Origin of the sequence: Vibrio sp. YQ_11, from assembly GCF_043103065.1 — a bacterium.
GTDB lineage: Bacteria > Pseudomonadota > Gammaproteobacteria > Enterobacterales > Vibrionaceae > Vibrio > Vibrio parahaemolyticus.
On the sequence record NZ_JBICJM010000010.1, the window covers coordinates 200,331 to 215,251 of the forward strand.

At 45.2% G+C, this 14,921-nt stretch carries 17 protein-coding genes; 4 read left to right on the forward strand and 13 right to left on the reverse strand.

Translation table 11 applies throughout. The features are described from left to right. Positions 1 to 37 precede the first annotated feature (37 nt). Complete coding sequence (locus ACF8EG_RS08075) at positions 38 to 286, forward strand: YkgJ family cysteine cluster protein (RefSeq protein ID WP_005460076.1); 249 nt, start codon at positions 38 to 40, stop codon at positions 284 to 286. Between the two features lie 18 nt (positions 287 to 304). Here the strand turns inward: ACF8EG_RS08075 and ACF8EG_RS08080 are convergent, their stop codons facing one another. Genes ACF8EG_RS08080 through ACF8EG_RS08090 form a run of 3 tightly spaced genes read right to left on the reverse strand, consistent with a single transcriptional unit; the run spans position 305 to position 2,666 of the window. Then, complete coding sequence (locus ACF8EG_RS08080; protein ID WP_005397228.1) at positions 305 to 964, reverse strand: transcriptional regulator; 660 nt, start codon at positions 962 to 964, stop codon at positions 305 to 307. Between the two features lie 28 nt (positions 965 to 992). After that, positions 993 to 2,270: a serine dehydratase subunit alpha family protein gene (locus tag ACF8EG_RS08085; protein WP_005479508.1), complete on the reverse strand. Its 1,278-nt coding sequence runs from the start codon at positions 2,268 to 2,270 to the stop codon at positions 993 to 995. Between the two features lie 15 nt (positions 2,271 to 2,285). Then, on the reverse strand, positions 2,286 to 2,666 hold the full coding sequence (locus tag ACF8EG_RS08090) for a RidA family protein (RefSeq protein ID WP_005479566.1): 381 nt from the start codon (positions 2,664 to 2,666) through the stop codon (positions 2,286 to 2,288). Between the two features lie 317 nt (positions 2,667 to 2,983). On the opposite strand from ACF8EG_RS08090, the gene ACF8EG_RS08095 reads away from it, so the two are divergent. Together ACF8EG_RS08095 and aqpZ are read left to right on the forward strand one after the other, a co-directional pair. Continuing rightward, a complete protein-coding gene (locus ACF8EG_RS08095; protein ID WP_005494432.1) occupies positions 2,984 to 4,243 on the forward strand; it encodes an amino acid permease in 1,260 nt (419 codons plus the stop codon). A gap of 206 nt (positions 4,244 to 4,449) precedes the next feature. Beyond that, the gene (aqpZ, locus tag ACF8EG_RS08100) at positions 4,450 to 5,148 is read left to right on the forward strand and encodes an aquaporin Z (RefSeq protein WP_005460095.1); all 699 of its coding nucleotides are present in this window, start codon (positions 4,450 to 4,452) and stop codon (positions 5,146 to 5,148) included. Positions 5,149 to 5,199: 51 nt separating this feature from the next. Here the strand turns inward: aqpZ and recR are convergent, their stop codons facing one another. From recR to ACF8EG_RS08135, 7 genes are all read right to left on the reverse strand, one after another. Continuing rightward, positions 5,200 to 5,799, reverse strand: coding sequence for a recombination mediator RecR (gene recR, locus ACF8EG_RS08105; protein WP_005460088.1), 600 nt, complete (start codon positions 5,797 to 5,799; stop codon positions 5,200 to 5,202). Between the two features lie 30 nt (positions 5,800 to 5,829). Beyond that, positions 5,830 to 6,159: a YbaB/EbfC family nucleoid-associated protein gene (locus tag ACF8EG_RS08110; RefSeq protein ID WP_005460082.1), complete on the reverse strand. Its 330-nt coding sequence runs from the start codon at positions 6,157 to 6,159 to the stop codon at positions 5,830 to 5,832. Positions 6,160 to 6,241: 82 nt separating this feature from the next. Further along, positions 6,242 to 8,377 carry a DNA polymerase III subunit gamma/tau gene (dnaX, locus tag ACF8EG_RS08115; protein WP_005460096.1) on the reverse strand — a complete coding sequence of 712 codons (2,136 nt, stop codon included), beginning with the start codon at positions 8,375 to 8,377 and terminating at the stop codon, positions 6,242 to 6,244. An 8-nt stretch (positions 8,378 to 8,385) separates the two neighbouring features. Next, entirely contained in the window at positions 8,386 to 8,931 is a 546-nt protein-coding gene (apt, locus tag ACF8EG_RS08120) for an adenine phosphoribosyltransferase (RefSeq protein ID WP_005460112.1), read from the reverse strand. A 165-nt stretch (positions 8,932 to 9,096) separates the two neighbouring features. Beyond that, positions 9,097 to 9,501, reverse strand: a complete 405-nt coding sequence (locus tag ACF8EG_RS08125) for a YbaN family protein (RefSeq protein ID WP_005494429.1) — start codon at positions 9,499 to 9,501, stop codon at positions 9,097 to 9,099. A 15-nt stretch (positions 9,502 to 9,516) separates the two neighbouring features. Further along, on the reverse strand, positions 9,517 to 9,648 hold the full coding sequence (locus tag ACF8EG_RS08130; protein ID WP_025499569.1) for a hypothetical protein: 132 nt from the start codon (positions 9,646 to 9,648) through the stop codon (positions 9,517 to 9,519). Between the two features lie 242 nt (positions 9,649 to 9,890). Next, complete coding sequence (locus ACF8EG_RS08135) at positions 9,891 to 10,997, reverse strand: response regulator (protein ID WP_069504730.1); 1,107 nt, start codon at positions 10,995 to 10,997, stop codon at positions 9,891 to 9,893. Positions 10,998 to 11,271: 274 nt separating this feature from the next. Here ACF8EG_RS08135 and ACF8EG_RS08140 point away from each other — a divergent pair, with 274 nt between their 5' ends. Next, positions 11,272 to 12,147 carry a LysR family transcriptional regulator gene (locus tag ACF8EG_RS08140; RefSeq protein ID WP_005460107.1) on the forward strand — a complete coding sequence of 292 codons (876 nt, stop codon included), beginning with the start codon at positions 11,272 to 11,274 and terminating at the stop codon, positions 12,145 to 12,147. 59 nt (positions 12,148 to 12,206) lie between these two features. Here ACF8EG_RS08140 and purF read toward each other — a convergent pair whose 3' ends face one another. The 3 genes from purF to ACF8EG_RS08155 form a co-directional block, all read right to left on the reverse strand. Beyond that, entirely contained in the window at positions 12,207 to 13,721 is a 1,515-nt protein-coding gene (gene purF / locus ACF8EG_RS08145) for an amidophosphoribosyltransferase (protein WP_005484378.1), read from the reverse strand. A 36-nt stretch (positions 13,722 to 13,757) separates the two neighbouring features. Further along, positions 13,758 to 14,249: a CvpA family protein gene (locus ACF8EG_RS08150; RefSeq protein ID WP_005484550.1), complete on the reverse strand. Its 492-nt coding sequence runs from the start codon at positions 14,247 to 14,249 to the stop codon at positions 13,758 to 13,760. 61 nt (positions 14,250 to 14,310) lie between these two features. After that, positions 14,311 to 14,919, reverse strand: a complete 609-nt coding sequence (locus ACF8EG_RS08155; protein ID WP_015297091.1) for an SPOR domain-containing protein — start codon at positions 14,917 to 14,919, stop codon at positions 14,311 to 14,313. Between the last annotated feature and the right edge of the window lie 2 nt (positions 14,920 to 14,921).

Below are 14,921 nucleotides of genomic sequence, written 5' to 3' on the forward strand. Positions count from 1 at the left end.
CCATAATTGCCCCCTCAATTTTTAAGAGGTTTACATTATGGATTGTCGATTAGGATGCGGAGCTTGCTGTATTGCGCCAAGTATCTCTTCACCGATACCTGGAATGCCCAAGGGCAAACCAGCAGGTGTTCGTTGCGTGCAACTCAACGATGACAATTTGTGTAAGCTGTTTGGTAAGCCTGAGCGCCCTAAAGTTTGTCACGATTTTAAGCCGTGTCCGGTTGTGTGTGGCAAAACCAACCAAGAAGCGCTCGACAACATCACTGAGCTAGAGCAACTTACTTAATCTATTCTGAGCACCCGTTTAGTCGTTCCCAAGCTCTCGCAAATACAAGTAGATGGTATCGCGCGATATACCAAGATGGTTTGCAACCATTAAAACAGCGTCTTTGTATTTAAAAATTCCTAGGCCATGCAGTCGTGTCACCAGTTCACGGTTGCGTTTAGAAGGCGCAATGGCTTCATTTTCCCACACTTCTGTTTGCACGGTTTCTATCGTACTGATGATGGTTTCATCGATATTACGCGCAAACGTTTCTGGTGAGCGAGCTCCACCAACACAACACTCGGTGTGTTGCTGAGGCAGCATTGCCTTTAAAAACGCCTGCATCGGTGCATCCATATCCACGTTGATACACAGCAAACCAATCGGTTTGTTTTTTGGATTTCTGACAATGGTCGTAATGGAGTGCAAGGTCTTTCCGTTCGACGTTTTCGTCAGGTACGAATCAGAAACGTCCTTGCCCTCTCTTAACTTCATTCTCGCTAAGTTGGTAATTGGGGCACCTTCACTGCGTTCCGTCACGTGCCCATTTGCGATTTTGATGATTTCCGGCGCTTCGGCATCTAAGCTGTGGAGAACCACTTCAGTGTGTTCACCATACATACGTGCAATGCCATCTACGACGTTTTTCATAGAGTTCAAAATATCGAGATCACTCTTGGTGAGTTTCTTTAGTAGCAATGTTACTTCCCTTAGCAAAAACTGGAGGTTAGGCCGACATAATATCGATAATAGATTTGTCAGTATACGGCATACCGAAACGAACCATTGAGCCAACATTTCTTATCGTTTGCTCAACTTCTTCGCCTACTATACCTTGATTCTTAACACTGTGGTTACCCATCGCCATCAAATATGAGCGCACCGCCGTTGTCGACGAAGTACACACTTTCATCGCACAAGAGGACTTCGCACCATCGCACACCATACCTGAACTATCGCTGATGACGTTTTGAATGGCGTAGCATGATTGCTCGAATGTACCACCAGCTAAATACACCAGCGCCATAGATGCCGCCGCACTGGTAACAGTGTTGCCACAAAATGCGGATAACGGTGGGTAATAAGATTTGATGTAAATAGCCCCTAAATGGCTCATGATCAACGCGCGAGCCAACTGTTCTTCGTCGTTTTGGAATACTTCTGCCGCAACTACAACTGGCATTGTCGCGGCAATACCTTGGTTCCCACTGCCGAAATTGCTCATGGCTGGCAACGTCGCCCCTCCCATGCGAGCATCAGACGCCGCGGATGTCATCATCTGTATACGACTCATTAAGTCGTTGCCCAATAAGCCTTGCTCGATGTTGCCTTTTAGCGTGCGTCCAATTTCTAGGCCGTAACCTCGGTCGATACCTTCTTGAGCCAGCAAGGTATTGAGCTCTGCAGCTTGGAGAATGAATTTGATCTCTTCAAAAGGCGCTTGAGTGGCAAACTCATAGATTTGTTTGATCGAAATATCCACACCTTCACAAACAGAAGCGGTTGCAACACGTTGCTGCGGTGGAGCATCAAAAATCACGTCGCCATTGCGCATGATCTGGATAATGTTGGTGTGACCGCCACTGATCGTGACCGAAACAACATCGTCACCAGAAGTGAGCGTTACGCTGCAATAAATGAATTCTTGCGTATCCATGCGCGCTACAGTTACCCGCTCTTCATCTATCAATTGTTGCGCAGCAGCGACATCCTGCTCATTAATCCGAGCCAACACTTCCAGTTCTGCTGTTGGGTCACCGGCTAATGCACCAACTGAGGCGGCAATTTTGAGGCCTATCTTGCCCGTTCCGGGTACGAAAACACCCATCGAGTTTTTAAATAGGTTGTCTGAAACACGCACCTCTATCGCATCAATATCGGATGTGCCTAACTCTTTTCTAGCAACTGCTGCCGCGTACGCAGCAGCAATGGGTTCTGTACATCCTAATGCAGGTTTCACAACTTGCTTAATGATTTGGATATATTGTGTCCATTGCTGGTTCATGCTCTGTTCTCCGTATTACTTTTTATGAGCAATCGCTTCGACTTCAATTAACACGCCAAGAGGCAAATCTTTCACTGCGAAGCAACTGCGTGCCGGACAATCTTGTTGGAAAAACTCTGCGTAGACCTTGTTAAACTCGGCAAAGTCATTAATATTCGATAGGTAACACGTTGTTTTTAAAACAGTATCGACACTGCCACCACCAGCCTCTAAAACGTGCTTCAAGTTAGTAAGAGATTGATGACTTTGTGCACTGATGCCGCCTTCAACTACTTTTCCTGTTGCCTTATCAACGGGTAATTGACCAGAAGTAAAAATCAAATCGCCATAGCTAGTGCCATGTGAATAAGGTCCGATAGCAGCAGGCGCGTGTTCAGATGAAATCAATTCTTTCATTTTCAAATCCTCACATAAATTTTATTTTTTATTAAGAAGCTTCTAATGTAACTTCCGTATTAGCGTTATTTTTTCAATTAAATATGAATTAAACAACTAGAACAGATCACAAAATTCGTCAAAAAATCCAATTTATTTGAACTTTTTCGCCAAGATCTCAAATTTATCTGAATTTTCCACAAAAAAATTGGTGATATATGTTTTCTCAATTAAATTTGAGAAAAATTCATACTAACAAGAGAAACAATAAAATGAGCGTGACAGCACCTACACAAACCTTACCTATCGGTAAAGAGCCACCGCACGTAAAAGCAGGCATGGCCCTAGACGAGTGGAAAGCCGCGACCAAGTTTGATAGCACAGACTGGGGATGGGTGATCATGAGTATCGGCATGGCAATCGGTGCCGGTATTGTCTTTTTACCAGTAAAAGTAGGCGTATTGGGCCTTTGGGTATTCTTGGCCTCTGCCGTGATCGGCTACCCAGCGATGTACTTGTTCCAACGCCTTTTCATCAACACTCTCTCAAGTTCACCAAAGTGCCAAGATTACGCTGGCGTTATTTCCGGTTACCTTGGTAACAAATGGGGGGCGTTATTAGGTGTGCTGTACTTCATCATGTTGGTGATTTGGGTCTTTGTTTACTCAACAGCCATCAACAATGACTCGGCATCTTTCCTACATAGTTTTGGCATCACAGAAGGTTTACTGTCTGAAAACCCGCTATATGGTCTGGCTTTAGTGTGCGCGCTGGTCGCTATTGCATCTCGTGGCGAAAAGATTTTGTTTAAGGTCAGTACTGGTCTTGTGCTGATTAAACTTTGTACCGTTGCATTACTTGGCGTCATGATGATCGAAAAATGGGATGTAGCGAATGTCGGTGCGATTCCAGAAACAGGCGCTGGTTTGAAAGATGCAATTGAGCTACTGCCGTTTACTCTAACGTCTATTCTCTTTATTCAAAGCTTGAGCCCAATGGTGATCTCATACCGCTCAAAAGAAAAATCGATTGAGGTTGCTCGCTTTAAAGCCATGCGCGCAATGAAAATTGCTTTCGGTATCTTGTTTGTGACGGTCTTCTTCTATGCGATTTCCTTTACGCTTGCGATGTCACATGAACAAGCGGTTAAAGCAGCAGAAGAGAACATCTCTGCTCTTGCGATGGTTGCGCAAGGTATGGACGGCACGACGCTAAAACTAATGAGTTTAATGCTGAATATTTTCTCAGTAATGACTGCGTTTTTTGGTGTGTACTTGGGTTTCCGCGATTCTTGCCAAGGTCTAGCGATGCTGGCTCTAAAAAAGGTCATGCCTGAAGAGAAGATCAATAAAGACTTGGTCACCAAAGGAATCATTCTCTTTGCGATTCTCATGGCGTGGGGTGCAATTGTATTGAATCTACCAGTTCTGAGCTTCACATCAGTATGTAGCCCTATCTTTGGTTTGATTGGCTGTTTGATTCCAGCTTACCTTGTCTATCAAGTGCCTTCTTTACACAAATACAAAGGCGCGTCGCTTTACTTGATTATTGCTACTGGTATTTTGCTGTGCGTATCGCCTTTCGTCGCATTTAGTTAAAACCTACGTTGCCTTGGCTGTTACTCAGTTAGTGATGGCCAAGGCAAACTGAAGATTCAGCCTCTCTTCTCCCTGCTTTTATCTCATCCTTGAGAACTCTTGCCACATACCGTCCTATTTGCAGTTTTTACGCGATCTCCCTCACACTTTATTGACAATTCTCGACTATGTTCAGCGGGTCATTTAATTAGAAATTAGGAAATAACATGAACAAGTATTTGGCTGAGGCTTTTGGTACGTTCTGGCTAGTATTGGGCGGCTGCGGTAGCGCAGTGTTGGCTGCAGGTTTTCCAGATGTTGGTATTGGTCTGCTGGGTGTCGCTCTGGCCTTTGGTTTAACCGTTTTAACCATGGCATTTGCAATCGGTCATATTTCAGGTTGCCATTTGAACCCTGCAGTGACGGTTGGCCTTTGGGCTGGCGGTCGTTTTGATACAAAAGACGTTGCGCCTTACATCATCGCACAAGTGATCGGCGGGCTGATCGCTGGTGGTATTCTTTATGTCATCGCGACAGGACAAGCTGGATTTGATGTTGTTGGTTCTGGCTTTGCCGCCAACGGTTATGGTGAACACTCACCAGGTCAGTACTCAATGCTTGCTGCGTTAGTTTCTGAAATCGTGATGACGATGATGTTCCTTATCGTTATCATGGGGGCGACAGACAAACGTGCACCTCAAGGTTTCGCGCCTATTGCAATTGGTTTGTGTCTGACTCTTATTCACCTGATCAGCATTCCTGTGACTAATACCTCAGTAAACCCAGCTCGTAGTACAGCCGTCGCAATGTATGTAGGTGACTGGGCAGTTTCTCAGTTATGGCTGTTCTGGGTTGCGCCTATTGTGGGTGGCGTACTTGGTGCGGTTATCTACAAAAACCTGCTTGGTAAAGAATCAAACGATTAATCGTTCCCAACTCCCAAGATCAAAAAAGCCGCTGAATTCAGCGGCTTTTTATTAAATCTTATGTCGACCCAATAATGAGTGTGACAAGGTCGTGCCATCTACGAGCTCAAGCTCCCCACCTACAGGCACACCGTGCGCGATACGGCTAGCTTCGACTTGGTGCTCTCTGCACAACTCCGCAATATAGTGAGCAGTAGCTTCTCCCTCAACCGTTGGGTTGGTTGCAAGGATCACTTCAGAAATATCACCTCGACGTAGACGATAATCAAGCACGTCTAAACCAATATCACTTGGACCGATGCCATCAAGCGGAGACAAATGCCCCATAAGCACAAAGTATCGACCGGAGTATTGACCCGTCGCTTCGACTGCTGCGATATCTGCCGGGCTTTCTACTACACAAATTTGGCCGTTTTCTTGGCGTTTTGGGTTAGTACAAATGTGGCAAACTTCTTCTTCAGTAAAAGTTCGACATTCAGCACAGTGACCAATTTCGGTCATTGACTGACTCAGCGCATCTGCCAGTTGCAGACCGCCTTTTCTATCACGCTGTAACAAATGAAAGGCCATACGTTGCGCCGACTTGGGACCTACCCCAGGTAGACAACGTAAGGCCTCCATCAATTGTTCCAGCATATGACTGGTACGCATTGAAAATCCGCTTAATTAGATGTCAGCAGATTAGAATGGCATTTTCATACCTGGTGGTAGTTGCATACCGCCAGTTACAGAAGCCATTTTCTCTTTTTGAGTTTCTTCAACGCGACGTGCTGCATCGTTGAATGCCGCAGCGATAAGATCTTCAAGCATTTCTTTGTCGTCTTCCATCAAGCTTTCATCGATGTCAACACGACGCACACTGTGGCTACCAGTGATTGTTACTTTAACTAGACCAGCACCAGACTCGCCAGTTACTTCCATATTCGCGATTTCTTCTTGAAGCTTTTGCATGCGCTCTTGCATTTGCTGGGCTTGCTTCATTAGGTTGCCCATACCGCCTTTACCAAACATGTTTATCTCTCTGGTTTAATTGGGTGTTGCATCAGTTAATGGGGTTATCACTTGACGTTTTCAACCCCATTCCGTTTGTTAGTTAGATAGGGCGCACACTATCTTTATCAAGCTCTGCAGCAAAACGACGCTCGATAAAGTCGACATTCGGGTCGTTCTCCAAGCTGTTCAGCGCTTGTTGTAACTTCTCTTGATAAAGCCTGTCTCTCAGTTCAAGTGGTGTTTCGCCACTCTCTCCTACTTCGATACTCAAGTGACACTCTTCACCTAAAACCGTGTTTAGTGCGTTAAGCAGCTCACTTTGAGCTCTATCTGTATTTAAGTGTGCTTGGCTGCTTCTCAACTGTAAAGAAACGGTCGAGCCTTCTTTACTATAGTGAGAGTTTAGCGCAAGTTGTTCCACCAGCTTAGGCAGGTTCATCAAACTGATCATTTTCGCCCACTCGTTTTGTTCAAGTGACTCATCAATCAGCTTTTGTGCCATTTCTGGTGTTTTTTCATGCTCAAGCGCTTGCTTGAGCTGCGTAGGTGTCAGCTTAGTATTAACTTTCGTCTCAACAGGCTTACTTGGACGCCAGCGATACGCTTCTTCAACTTCTGGTTCAGTAGGCTTTGGCGTTGAGTTTGGCGACACCTGCGCGGAATTGCCATGCAATTGCGCTACTCGGTCGATGACCGATTCTGGTTTTGCAGATGCCGCTTTAGGCTTTTTTGTGCCACCATTTTGCGTTGTGTTTTGCTGTAAACCCTGCTTACGCTGTGAACGTAATTGATGACGTAAGCCTGCCGCACCCATTCTTGATGGCGCAGGTGCGCTTTCTTGCTGAGGTTGAGCCTCTGGCGCTGGGTTTTCGCTCATTGGCGGAGCCATGTCGTACTGAGGAGGCGACATATCATAACCACCAGTCTGATAATCTGGCTGATATTGTGGCTCTTCATTCATTGACGCAGGCTGATTCACTGACGGACGAACGGGCTGCGAAACAGATTGTTGTGCTTGCACTGGATTTGGGCGCGACTGCTGTTGTGCTACCGGAGCCTGCTGTGCTGGCGCTGAATTCGTTAGACTCGCATTTGGCATCTGACTCAACTGAGGTTGAGATCCTGCGGTAACGATATTTGCACCGTTATTCGCTGATGGACGAAAAGCCAACATACGTAAGACGATCATCTCCATACCAACACGGCCATTTGGAGACAGCGTCAGATCTTCACGACCTTTTAGCGCAATTTGATAGTAAAGCTGCACATCTTGTGGGCTGAGCGCTTTACTTAATAATTCGATTTTTTCTGCATCAGGCTGTGCTCGGTCTAGTGACGCAGGCAGTGCTTGATACATAGCGATGCGATGTAACTGCGTCGCGATTTGTTGCAATAAACCGTCCCACTCAACACCATTCGCCGCCAATTGGTGGATTTTATCCATGGCTTGTTGAGGTTGTTTACTGCTGATCGACTCAAGCAAGTGAATCGCTTGATCCGTATCGATGGTTCCCAGCATGTGGCTAACGATGTCGGTTTGCACCGCACCATTGCCTAAAGCAATCGCTTGGTCGGTCAAACTCAGCGCATCACGCATACTCCCATCAGCTGCATGGGAGATCATACCGAGCGCTTTGGACTCTGCTGAAACCTGCTCTTGACCCAAAATGTAGTCAAGTTGCTGATGAATATCATCAACACTGATTGGCTTGAGATGGAACTGCAGACAACGAGATAAAATGGTAACTGGCAGCTTCTGTGGATCGGTTGTTGCGAGCAAAAACTTCACATACTCTGGCGGCTCTTCCAAGGTTTTTAATAACGCATTGAAAGAGTGACGCGACAGCATGTGCACCTCATCGATGAGGTACACTTTAAAACGTCCACGAGCGGGTTTGTATTGAACGTTGTCTAGCAGTTCGCGAGTATCTTCAACTTTAGTACGTGATGCCGCGTCAATCTCAAGCAAGTCAACAAAGCGACCTTCATCAATCTCTCGGCAGGTAGCACATTCACCACATGGTGTGGCGGTGATACCAGTCTCACAGTTCAACCCTTTGGCAAACAAACGGCCGATACTGGTTTTACCCACACCACGCGTCCCACTGAATAGGTAAGCATGATGTAAACGGTTTTGCGCCAATGCGTTTTCCAGTGCCGTTAGAACATGTTTTTGCCCTACGACTTGGTCAAACTTATTAGGACGCCATTTTCGCGCTAAAGCTAAATAACTCATTGAATGTATTAATGTCCTTCAAAATCGCAAATGCTGAATACGTTTAGGCCTAATGCTTCTAAACGCTTATCACCACCGATTTCTGGTAGGTTGATAACGAACGCTGCGTGTTCAACTTCACCACCAAGTTGGCGAATTAACTTGGTCGTTGCCTCAATCGTGCCACCTGTCGCCAGCAAGTCATCCACAACCAATACTTTATCGCCTTCTACGATAGCGTCTGTGTGAATTTCTAGCGTATCAATGCCGTATTCTAGTTCATAAGATTGAGCAATGGTCGGGCGAGGTAGTTTGCCTGGCTTACGCACTGGAACAAAACCAACACCTAGCTCAAGCGCTAGCGGCGCACCAAATAGGAAACCGCGCGCTTCTGTGCCCACAACCTTTGTGAAGCCCATGTCTTTGTAGCGTTCAACCAGCAGACCGATGGTTGCTTGATACGCTTTTGCGTCTTCTAATAGACTTGTTACGTCGCGGAAAAGAATGCCTGGTTTTGGGTAATCTTGGATGCTTTTGATGCTAGATTTGATCAGCGAAATTGTTTCTGTAGTCATAATACCGATTTACTTAGATTGGCTCATCACCCTCTATTCTAATCACAGTATCACGAGGGCAACGAACAATAGGTTTTCACCGCTATGTGCCTATTTTCTTAAAAGTCACAGGCGCTGAAAATACAAACGCCCACTCGAAGAGCGGGCACACTATTCTCTACAATCTTAGTGATTTTCTTCTCTGTCAGCAACCAACTCAATCACAGGTAGGCGCATAAACCAACTGAGTAAAACGATTAGCATCACTAAAAGAGCAATTTTTACCCAGATGATGGGGGCTACGATGATAGAAACGGTGAAACTAAGAATGATAAAAACCGCACCACGTTGTTTGACTTTAGGGCTCACCGCTCGATGACGATGCCAATTGTCTAAAATAGGGCCGAAGGTTTTGTGATTGTGTAACCAATGATGAAATGCAGGGCTGCCGCGCATAAAACAAGCGCTTGCTAGCAAGATAAAAGGAGTGGTCGGTAAGAGAGGAAGGGCGATGCCGGCAATGCCAAGCGCTATACAGAGTCCACCAACAATATTGAAGAAGTAACGCTTAATACGAATGGTGAACTCCAATACACAATAGCTAGATTAAAAGCCTGCGTAACCGTTTATTACACGAAGCCAGGTTAGCGTTGCAGGTAGAGTTGGGATCAAAAGTACTGCAATGAAACCTAAAAAGTAAAAAATATTATAAGGCTCTTTAAAATCTTTGTCTGCCATGATGTTTCTTCTCACTAGTTGACTTTGCTTCTCCCAACACGCAGCGTTAAATTAACGTTGCATAAATGGGTCATTATTGTTTTAGGCGCTGACTATACCTTAAACAACTCCATCTAAACACCAACAAAAAGTAAGGTTATAAAATCATCAGTTATAGAACGACAGATTCAGGAAAGAAGAAAGCAGCACATTACATGCTGCTTTCACCATATTAATTAAAGACAAGATCCGAGTTTGGCTTTCTAAACGAGTCGATTCACTCGAGTAATATTCAGGCTGAAACTGGATGCACCTAAACAACCTATCGACAACTGACCTGTTGTCTTCAGCGGTAAATCTCGGGTGATGAAGTTTTTCATGCTACCATCGCCCAGTCGATTGCCTGCCGCAATATGTTGATTTTCATGTCCATCCGCCCATTGGCTGTCCAAACCAGCAGGTAAAAGTGACACGGTTGAAGAAGCTAAATCCGCCACACCAAATACCGCCTTCACCGCACCAGCACAATCTGAGCACTCAATGCCCTTCTCCATGATGTTTACCATGTCTTTCAGATCCGCACTGAAACTTTTTAAGTTTCTTAGGTAATCATCAAACAAAGCTCTCACCAGTAGCGTTGTCGCTACACCTCCATTTTCTTGGGAAGCAGAGTCCACTATGTAGAAAGCAAACTGTCCATTCATCAACCAGCGATAATCAAACACCAAAGGCATCAAATCTGCCGACTGTAGTAACCGATAAGAACAACGCCAGTCACCTTGAGAGGCGTCTTTGTCTGGCAACAACGCATGCAGCAGATCTCTCGCTGCATTTGGGTTTTGTTGCAAGTACTCTAAATGCCAGTGCAGCTCTTGCTCATCTGGAATTTCTCCACCATCATCTACGCGGAACCACTGGCTTGAAAAGTCACGCTGTTCGGCAAAATGACAATCTGAGTCCTCAAGCGTATTGTCAATCGCTTGCGACAAATGTTCATAATTCCCTATCGGTTTTGGAAGAAAGTCTTTAATACCAAAACGCAACGCTTTCGCGACATCAGACATTTCATCTGTGCCAGACACCACAATAAGCGGTAACGATGGATACTCAAGACTGACTTCTTCTACGAATTCTATGCCATCTAATACGGGCATAGACAAATCACACAAGACGAGATCGGGTTGGCATTCCCTGAGTTGATGAAGAGCCTCTAGGCCATTTTCAGCTTCTACTACTTTGAAACCCTGACTTTCTAAATAAGCATTGGTTACGTTACGAAATATCGGATCATCGTCCACTAACATGATCAGTTTCCGATTAACCACTTCCTGTGCCGAGACCATTGCCGTTTGACTGTGAGTCTTGAACATACCTTTACACCTCACAAAGCTTAGTCAAAAAACAAAATTATTTAAGTTATTATTTTTGTTGTGTTTGCATAGGCAAAACGTTGCGCAGCAAGACTTGAAGCGGTTTCGCCTTGTTATAAAACGTAGCTTGAAAAAGTCATTTATACAAATTGTCAGTATTTACTCCAAGGCTCTTGCTGTGTTCAAATGATGCAACATGTTGACTTAAAGCAAGCTTTAATCACAAAGTTAATTATAAATTAGCCACAATTGGTAATTTAATGTGTCTGGAAATATGAAATTAGATGATTTGAACCTGTTTCGACTGGTTGTCGAAAATGGGAGCTATACCGCAACTTCGCGAAAAACCATGATCCCGGTGGCAACCATCACCCGACGCATTCAAGCGCTAGAAGACTCTGTCAATCTTCGACTATTGAACCGTCACGCACGTAAGCTTTCTCTGACTGAAGCAGGAGAACGTTTTTACCATGAATGCTCTCCCCTACTTCAAAGGCTGACATCAACCGCGGAAGAAATCACCGATGACTGCCGCGGTGCATCAGGCAAAATTAAAATTTCTGCGCCTTACAATCTGACCAAGCGCATGATGATGCCGATGTTTAATGACTTCATGAAGAAGTATCCGGATATCAATATCGAGCTGACGACAGAGAACAACGCAGATCAATTAGACCCAACGGAATGGGATGTTATTTTCCGTGTAGGTCCGCAACGAGATTCCAGCCTAATTGCTCGTAAAATTGGCGAAGTAAAAGATATTTTGGTTGCCAGCCAAGACTATCTAGCAGCCAACCCTGCGCCAAACCACGCAGAAGAGCTCTCAAACCACTCTTTGCTAAAAGGCTACCCACTTATCAAGTGGACACTGATCAACAGCAAAGGTGAGTCTGTGGTGAACGTAGAGCGTGGTCGTTTCCAAGCCAACGCACTCAATGTTGTTCGCAGTGCTTGTTCAGAAGGTCTAGGTATTACATTAATGCCTGATGTGATGATTAAGGAATACATCGAAAGTGGTGAATTGTTGCGAGTATTGCCAGATTGGAGCGCAAACCCGCGCGACATCTACATGCTGTACAACCACAAAGATCACTTGCCAGAGAAAGTGCGTCTGTTCATCGACTTTGTGATTGCCTACAACATTCACTAAAAAATAAAAACCAGAGCCTAGGCTCTGGTTTTTTTAATCCCGATAATGATGGCGCAGATTTACGCGCCTTCGTTGTGCAGCTCTAGGTTCGCTAGATCTTGCTGAATTTCACGTTGCGTTTTTGCATCGTCATTACGCAAACCATCTAGGAAGTCGAGGTATTGTTGATCGATATCGCCAGTTACGTATTCACCATTAAATACTGATGTATCGAACTGCGTGATATCTTGGTTACCTAAACCTACCGCTTCAACTAAGTCATCTAGACGTTGGTAAATAAGCGCATCCGCACCAATCTGCTTACAAATGGTTTCGTTGTCACGACCATGAGCAATCAGCTCTGTCGCGCTCGGCATATCGATACCGTAAACGTTAGGGAAGCGAACTTCTGGTGCAGCAGACACCATGTACACTTTCTTCGCGCCGGAGTCGCGAGCCATCTCAATGATCTGTTCTGATGTCGTACCGCGGACGATAGAGTCATCCACCAGCAACACGTTCTTATCTTTGAACTCAGAGCGGATAGCGTTTAGCTTGCGACGCACTGATTTCTTACGTTGTTGCTGACCAGGCATGATAAACGTGCGGCCAACGTAACGGTTTTTAACAAAGCCTTGGCGGTAAGGAATATCGATCGCTTGAGCAATTTGTAGTGCGATATCGCAAGAGGTTTCAGGAATCGGGATTACGACGTCGATATCAAGATCGGCGTAATCTTCACGAATTCGCTCACCCAGCTTTTTGCCCATTTCAACGCGAGCACTGTACACAGAGATTTTATCGATGAAAGAATCAGGACGCGCAAAGTAAACAAATTCAAAAATACAAGGATTTAGCTTTGGATTGTCTGCACATTGCTTAGTGAACAGCTCACCTTCAAATGTCGCATACACCGCTTCACCCGGAGCTACGTCACGTACGAAGTCAAAACCGACCGCATCCAACGCAACAGACTCTGATGCAACCATGTATTCCGTGCGACCAGCGACTTCACGCTTGCCTAAACAAAGAGGGCGAATACCATGCGGGTCACGAAACGCAATCATACCGTGGCCGATGATCATCGCAGTTACTGCATAAGCGCCGCGAATAGTACGGTGCACATTGGTAACAGCGCGAAATACATCTTCTGCAGTCACATTGCCTTTTACTGTGTCAATTTCGTGTGCAAGTACGTTGAGCAGCACTTCTGAATCAGAAGTGGTGTTGATGTGGCGGCGATCTTTTTCAAACAGTTTCTGACGAACTTCGTGAGCGTTGGTCAAGTTACCGTTGTGGGCAAGTGTAATACCGAAAGGAGAGTTTACGTAGAAAGGCTGGGCTTCTGAGGCGCTTGAACTACCCGCAGTTGGGTAACGAACGTGGCCGATACCGACCTCACCTTGCAAGCGCTGCATGTGTCTTGCTTCGAATACATCCTTGACTAAACCGTTCGCCTTACGCAGACGAAAACGATTGCTTTCTATGGTGCAAATACCAGCGGCATCTTGGCCACGATGCTGTAACACCGTTAACGCGTCATAAATAGACTGGTTTACAGGCGTTGTGCCCACGATTCCAACAATACCACACATGTCCTAATCCTCGATTTGCGACAGTAGCTGGCACTACTAGATAGTGCCAGACAGAAAACTTGATGTTGCTTGTAAATGCTCGAAGAATGGGGCGATGATACGGCTGAACTCAGGGATCAACTGTGACTCTTTCCACCAATCCGAGCTTGGGAATGCAGTAAACGCATCCATAAAAAACAGCACCGCAGAAACAATTAAGACTCCGCGTAAACCACCAAATACAATTCCTAGAATTCGGTCAGTACCTGATAGCCCTGTTTTTTGTACCAGTTGACCAATGACGTAATTCACCACTGCACCAACTACCAAGGTTGCGACGAATAACGCCGCAATTGCGGCTCCGTTGCGAAACATATCATCTTTGATATTGGTGAAGTACACCGCCAATTTGGCGTAGTAGTTACTGGAGATAAAAAACGCTCCGAACCAAATAACCAAAGACAAAGCTTCTTTAGCAAAACCGCGAACTAAACTGATCAGAGCTGAAAATCCGATCACACCTAAAATGATAAAATCTATCCAATTCATGTTTTCTTCATCTTAAGTTGGCGCGCATTTTAACAGAAAAAATGCTGACGCAAACGTTTTCTTATGGATTTAATGGCTTAAATTTAAGCAATTGGCCTTTTGAACCGGTAATTTTTTGTAATTCTTGAACTTGTCGTTCAAGTTTACTTTTTGACACATCAGGGCCAACAATTACTCGAGTAAAGTCGTTCTCTTTTTTCGTATGAGCCTGGTAACCACGCTTCTGCAAATCCGCAACGAGCGCCTCTGCATTTTCGTGATTCTTCAGCGCCATCAACTGAATGATCCACGCAGAATCTTCATATTGATTTTTTTCTTCAACTGGACGAACAGCAATTTCAACCTGCTCTGGCTGTTTTGGTTGCTTTACTTCGACGGGTTGTGGCGTAGGTTCAGGTTTCTGCTCCGGCTGAGAGGCGTTAACCTGACGCTCTTCTGACTCTTGCACGACCGCCTCTACTGGTGATTCTGGTAGCGCAATGTCATCTTCTACTGGCTCTAAGATCTCGAAGTTTTCCACATCACTATCAAGTTCAGGTTTGATAGGAATGCTGGCAAATTCTTCTTTGTAGTGCAGTTTTTTACCATCTAGAACATCAGGGAGAACAATGACTCCCACTGCGACTAGAATGATGGTGCCGACTAAACGACTTTGGAATTTACTTGCCATCA

Bases quoted from the DNA above. Each gene is read 5' to 3' on its own strand.
- ACF8EG_RS08075 (WP_005460076.1), top strand. From the start codon at position 38: ATGGATTGTCGATTAGGATGCGGAGCTTGCTGTATTGCGCCAAGTATC.
- ACF8EG_RS08085 (WP_005479508.1), bottom strand. From the start codon at position 2,270: ATGAACCAGCAATGGACACAATATATCCAAATCATTAAGCAAGTTGTG.
- ACF8EG_RS08090 (WP_005479566.1), bottom strand. From the start codon at position 2,666: ATGAAAGAATTGATTTCATCTGAACACGCGCCTGCTGCTATCGGACCT.
- ACF8EG_RS08095 (WP_005494432.1), top strand. From the start codon at position 2,984: ATGGCCCTAGACGAGTGGAAAGCCGCGACCAAGTTTGATAGCACAGAC.
- aqpZ (WP_005460095.1), top strand. From the start codon at position 4,450: ATGAACAAGTATTTGGCTGAGGCTTTTGGTACGTTCTGGCTAGTATTG.
- recR (WP_005460088.1), bottom strand. From the start codon at position 5,799: ATGCGTACCAGTCATATGCTGGAACAATTGATGGAGGCCTTACGTTGT.
- ACF8EG_RS08110 (WP_005460082.1), bottom strand. From the start codon at position 6,159: ATGTTTGGTAAAGGCGGTATGGGCAACCTAATGAAGCAAGCCCAGCAA.
- dnaX (WP_005460096.1), bottom strand. From the start codon at position 8,377: ATGAGTTATTTAGCTTTAGCGCGAAAATGGCGTCCTAATAAGTTTGAC.
- apt (WP_005460112.1), bottom strand. From the start codon at position 8,931: ATGACTACAGAAACAATTTCGCTGATCAAATCTAGCATCAAAAGCATC.
- ACF8EG_RS08130 (WP_025499569.1), bottom strand. From the start codon at position 9,648: ATGGCAGACAAAGATTTTAAAGAGCCTTATAATATTTTTTACTTTTTA.
- ACF8EG_RS08135 (WP_069504730.1), bottom strand. From the start codon at position 10,997: ATGTTCAAGACTCACAGTCAAACGGCAATGGTCTCGGCACAGGAAGTG.
- ACF8EG_RS08140 (WP_005460107.1), top strand. From the start codon at position 11,272: ATGAAATTAGATGATTTGAACCTGTTTCGACTGGTTGTCGAAAATGGG.
- purF (WP_005484378.1), bottom strand. From the start codon at position 13,721: ATGTGTGGTATTGTTGGAATCGTGGGCACAACGCCTGTAAACCAGTCT.
- ACF8EG_RS08150 (WP_005484550.1), bottom strand. From the start codon at position 14,249: ATGAATTGGATAGATTTTATCATTTTAGGTGTGATCGGATTTTCAGCT.
- ACF8EG_RS08155 (WP_015297091.1), bottom strand. From the start codon at position 14,919: ATGGCAAGTAAATTCCAAAGTCGTTTAGTCGGCACCATCATTCTAGTC.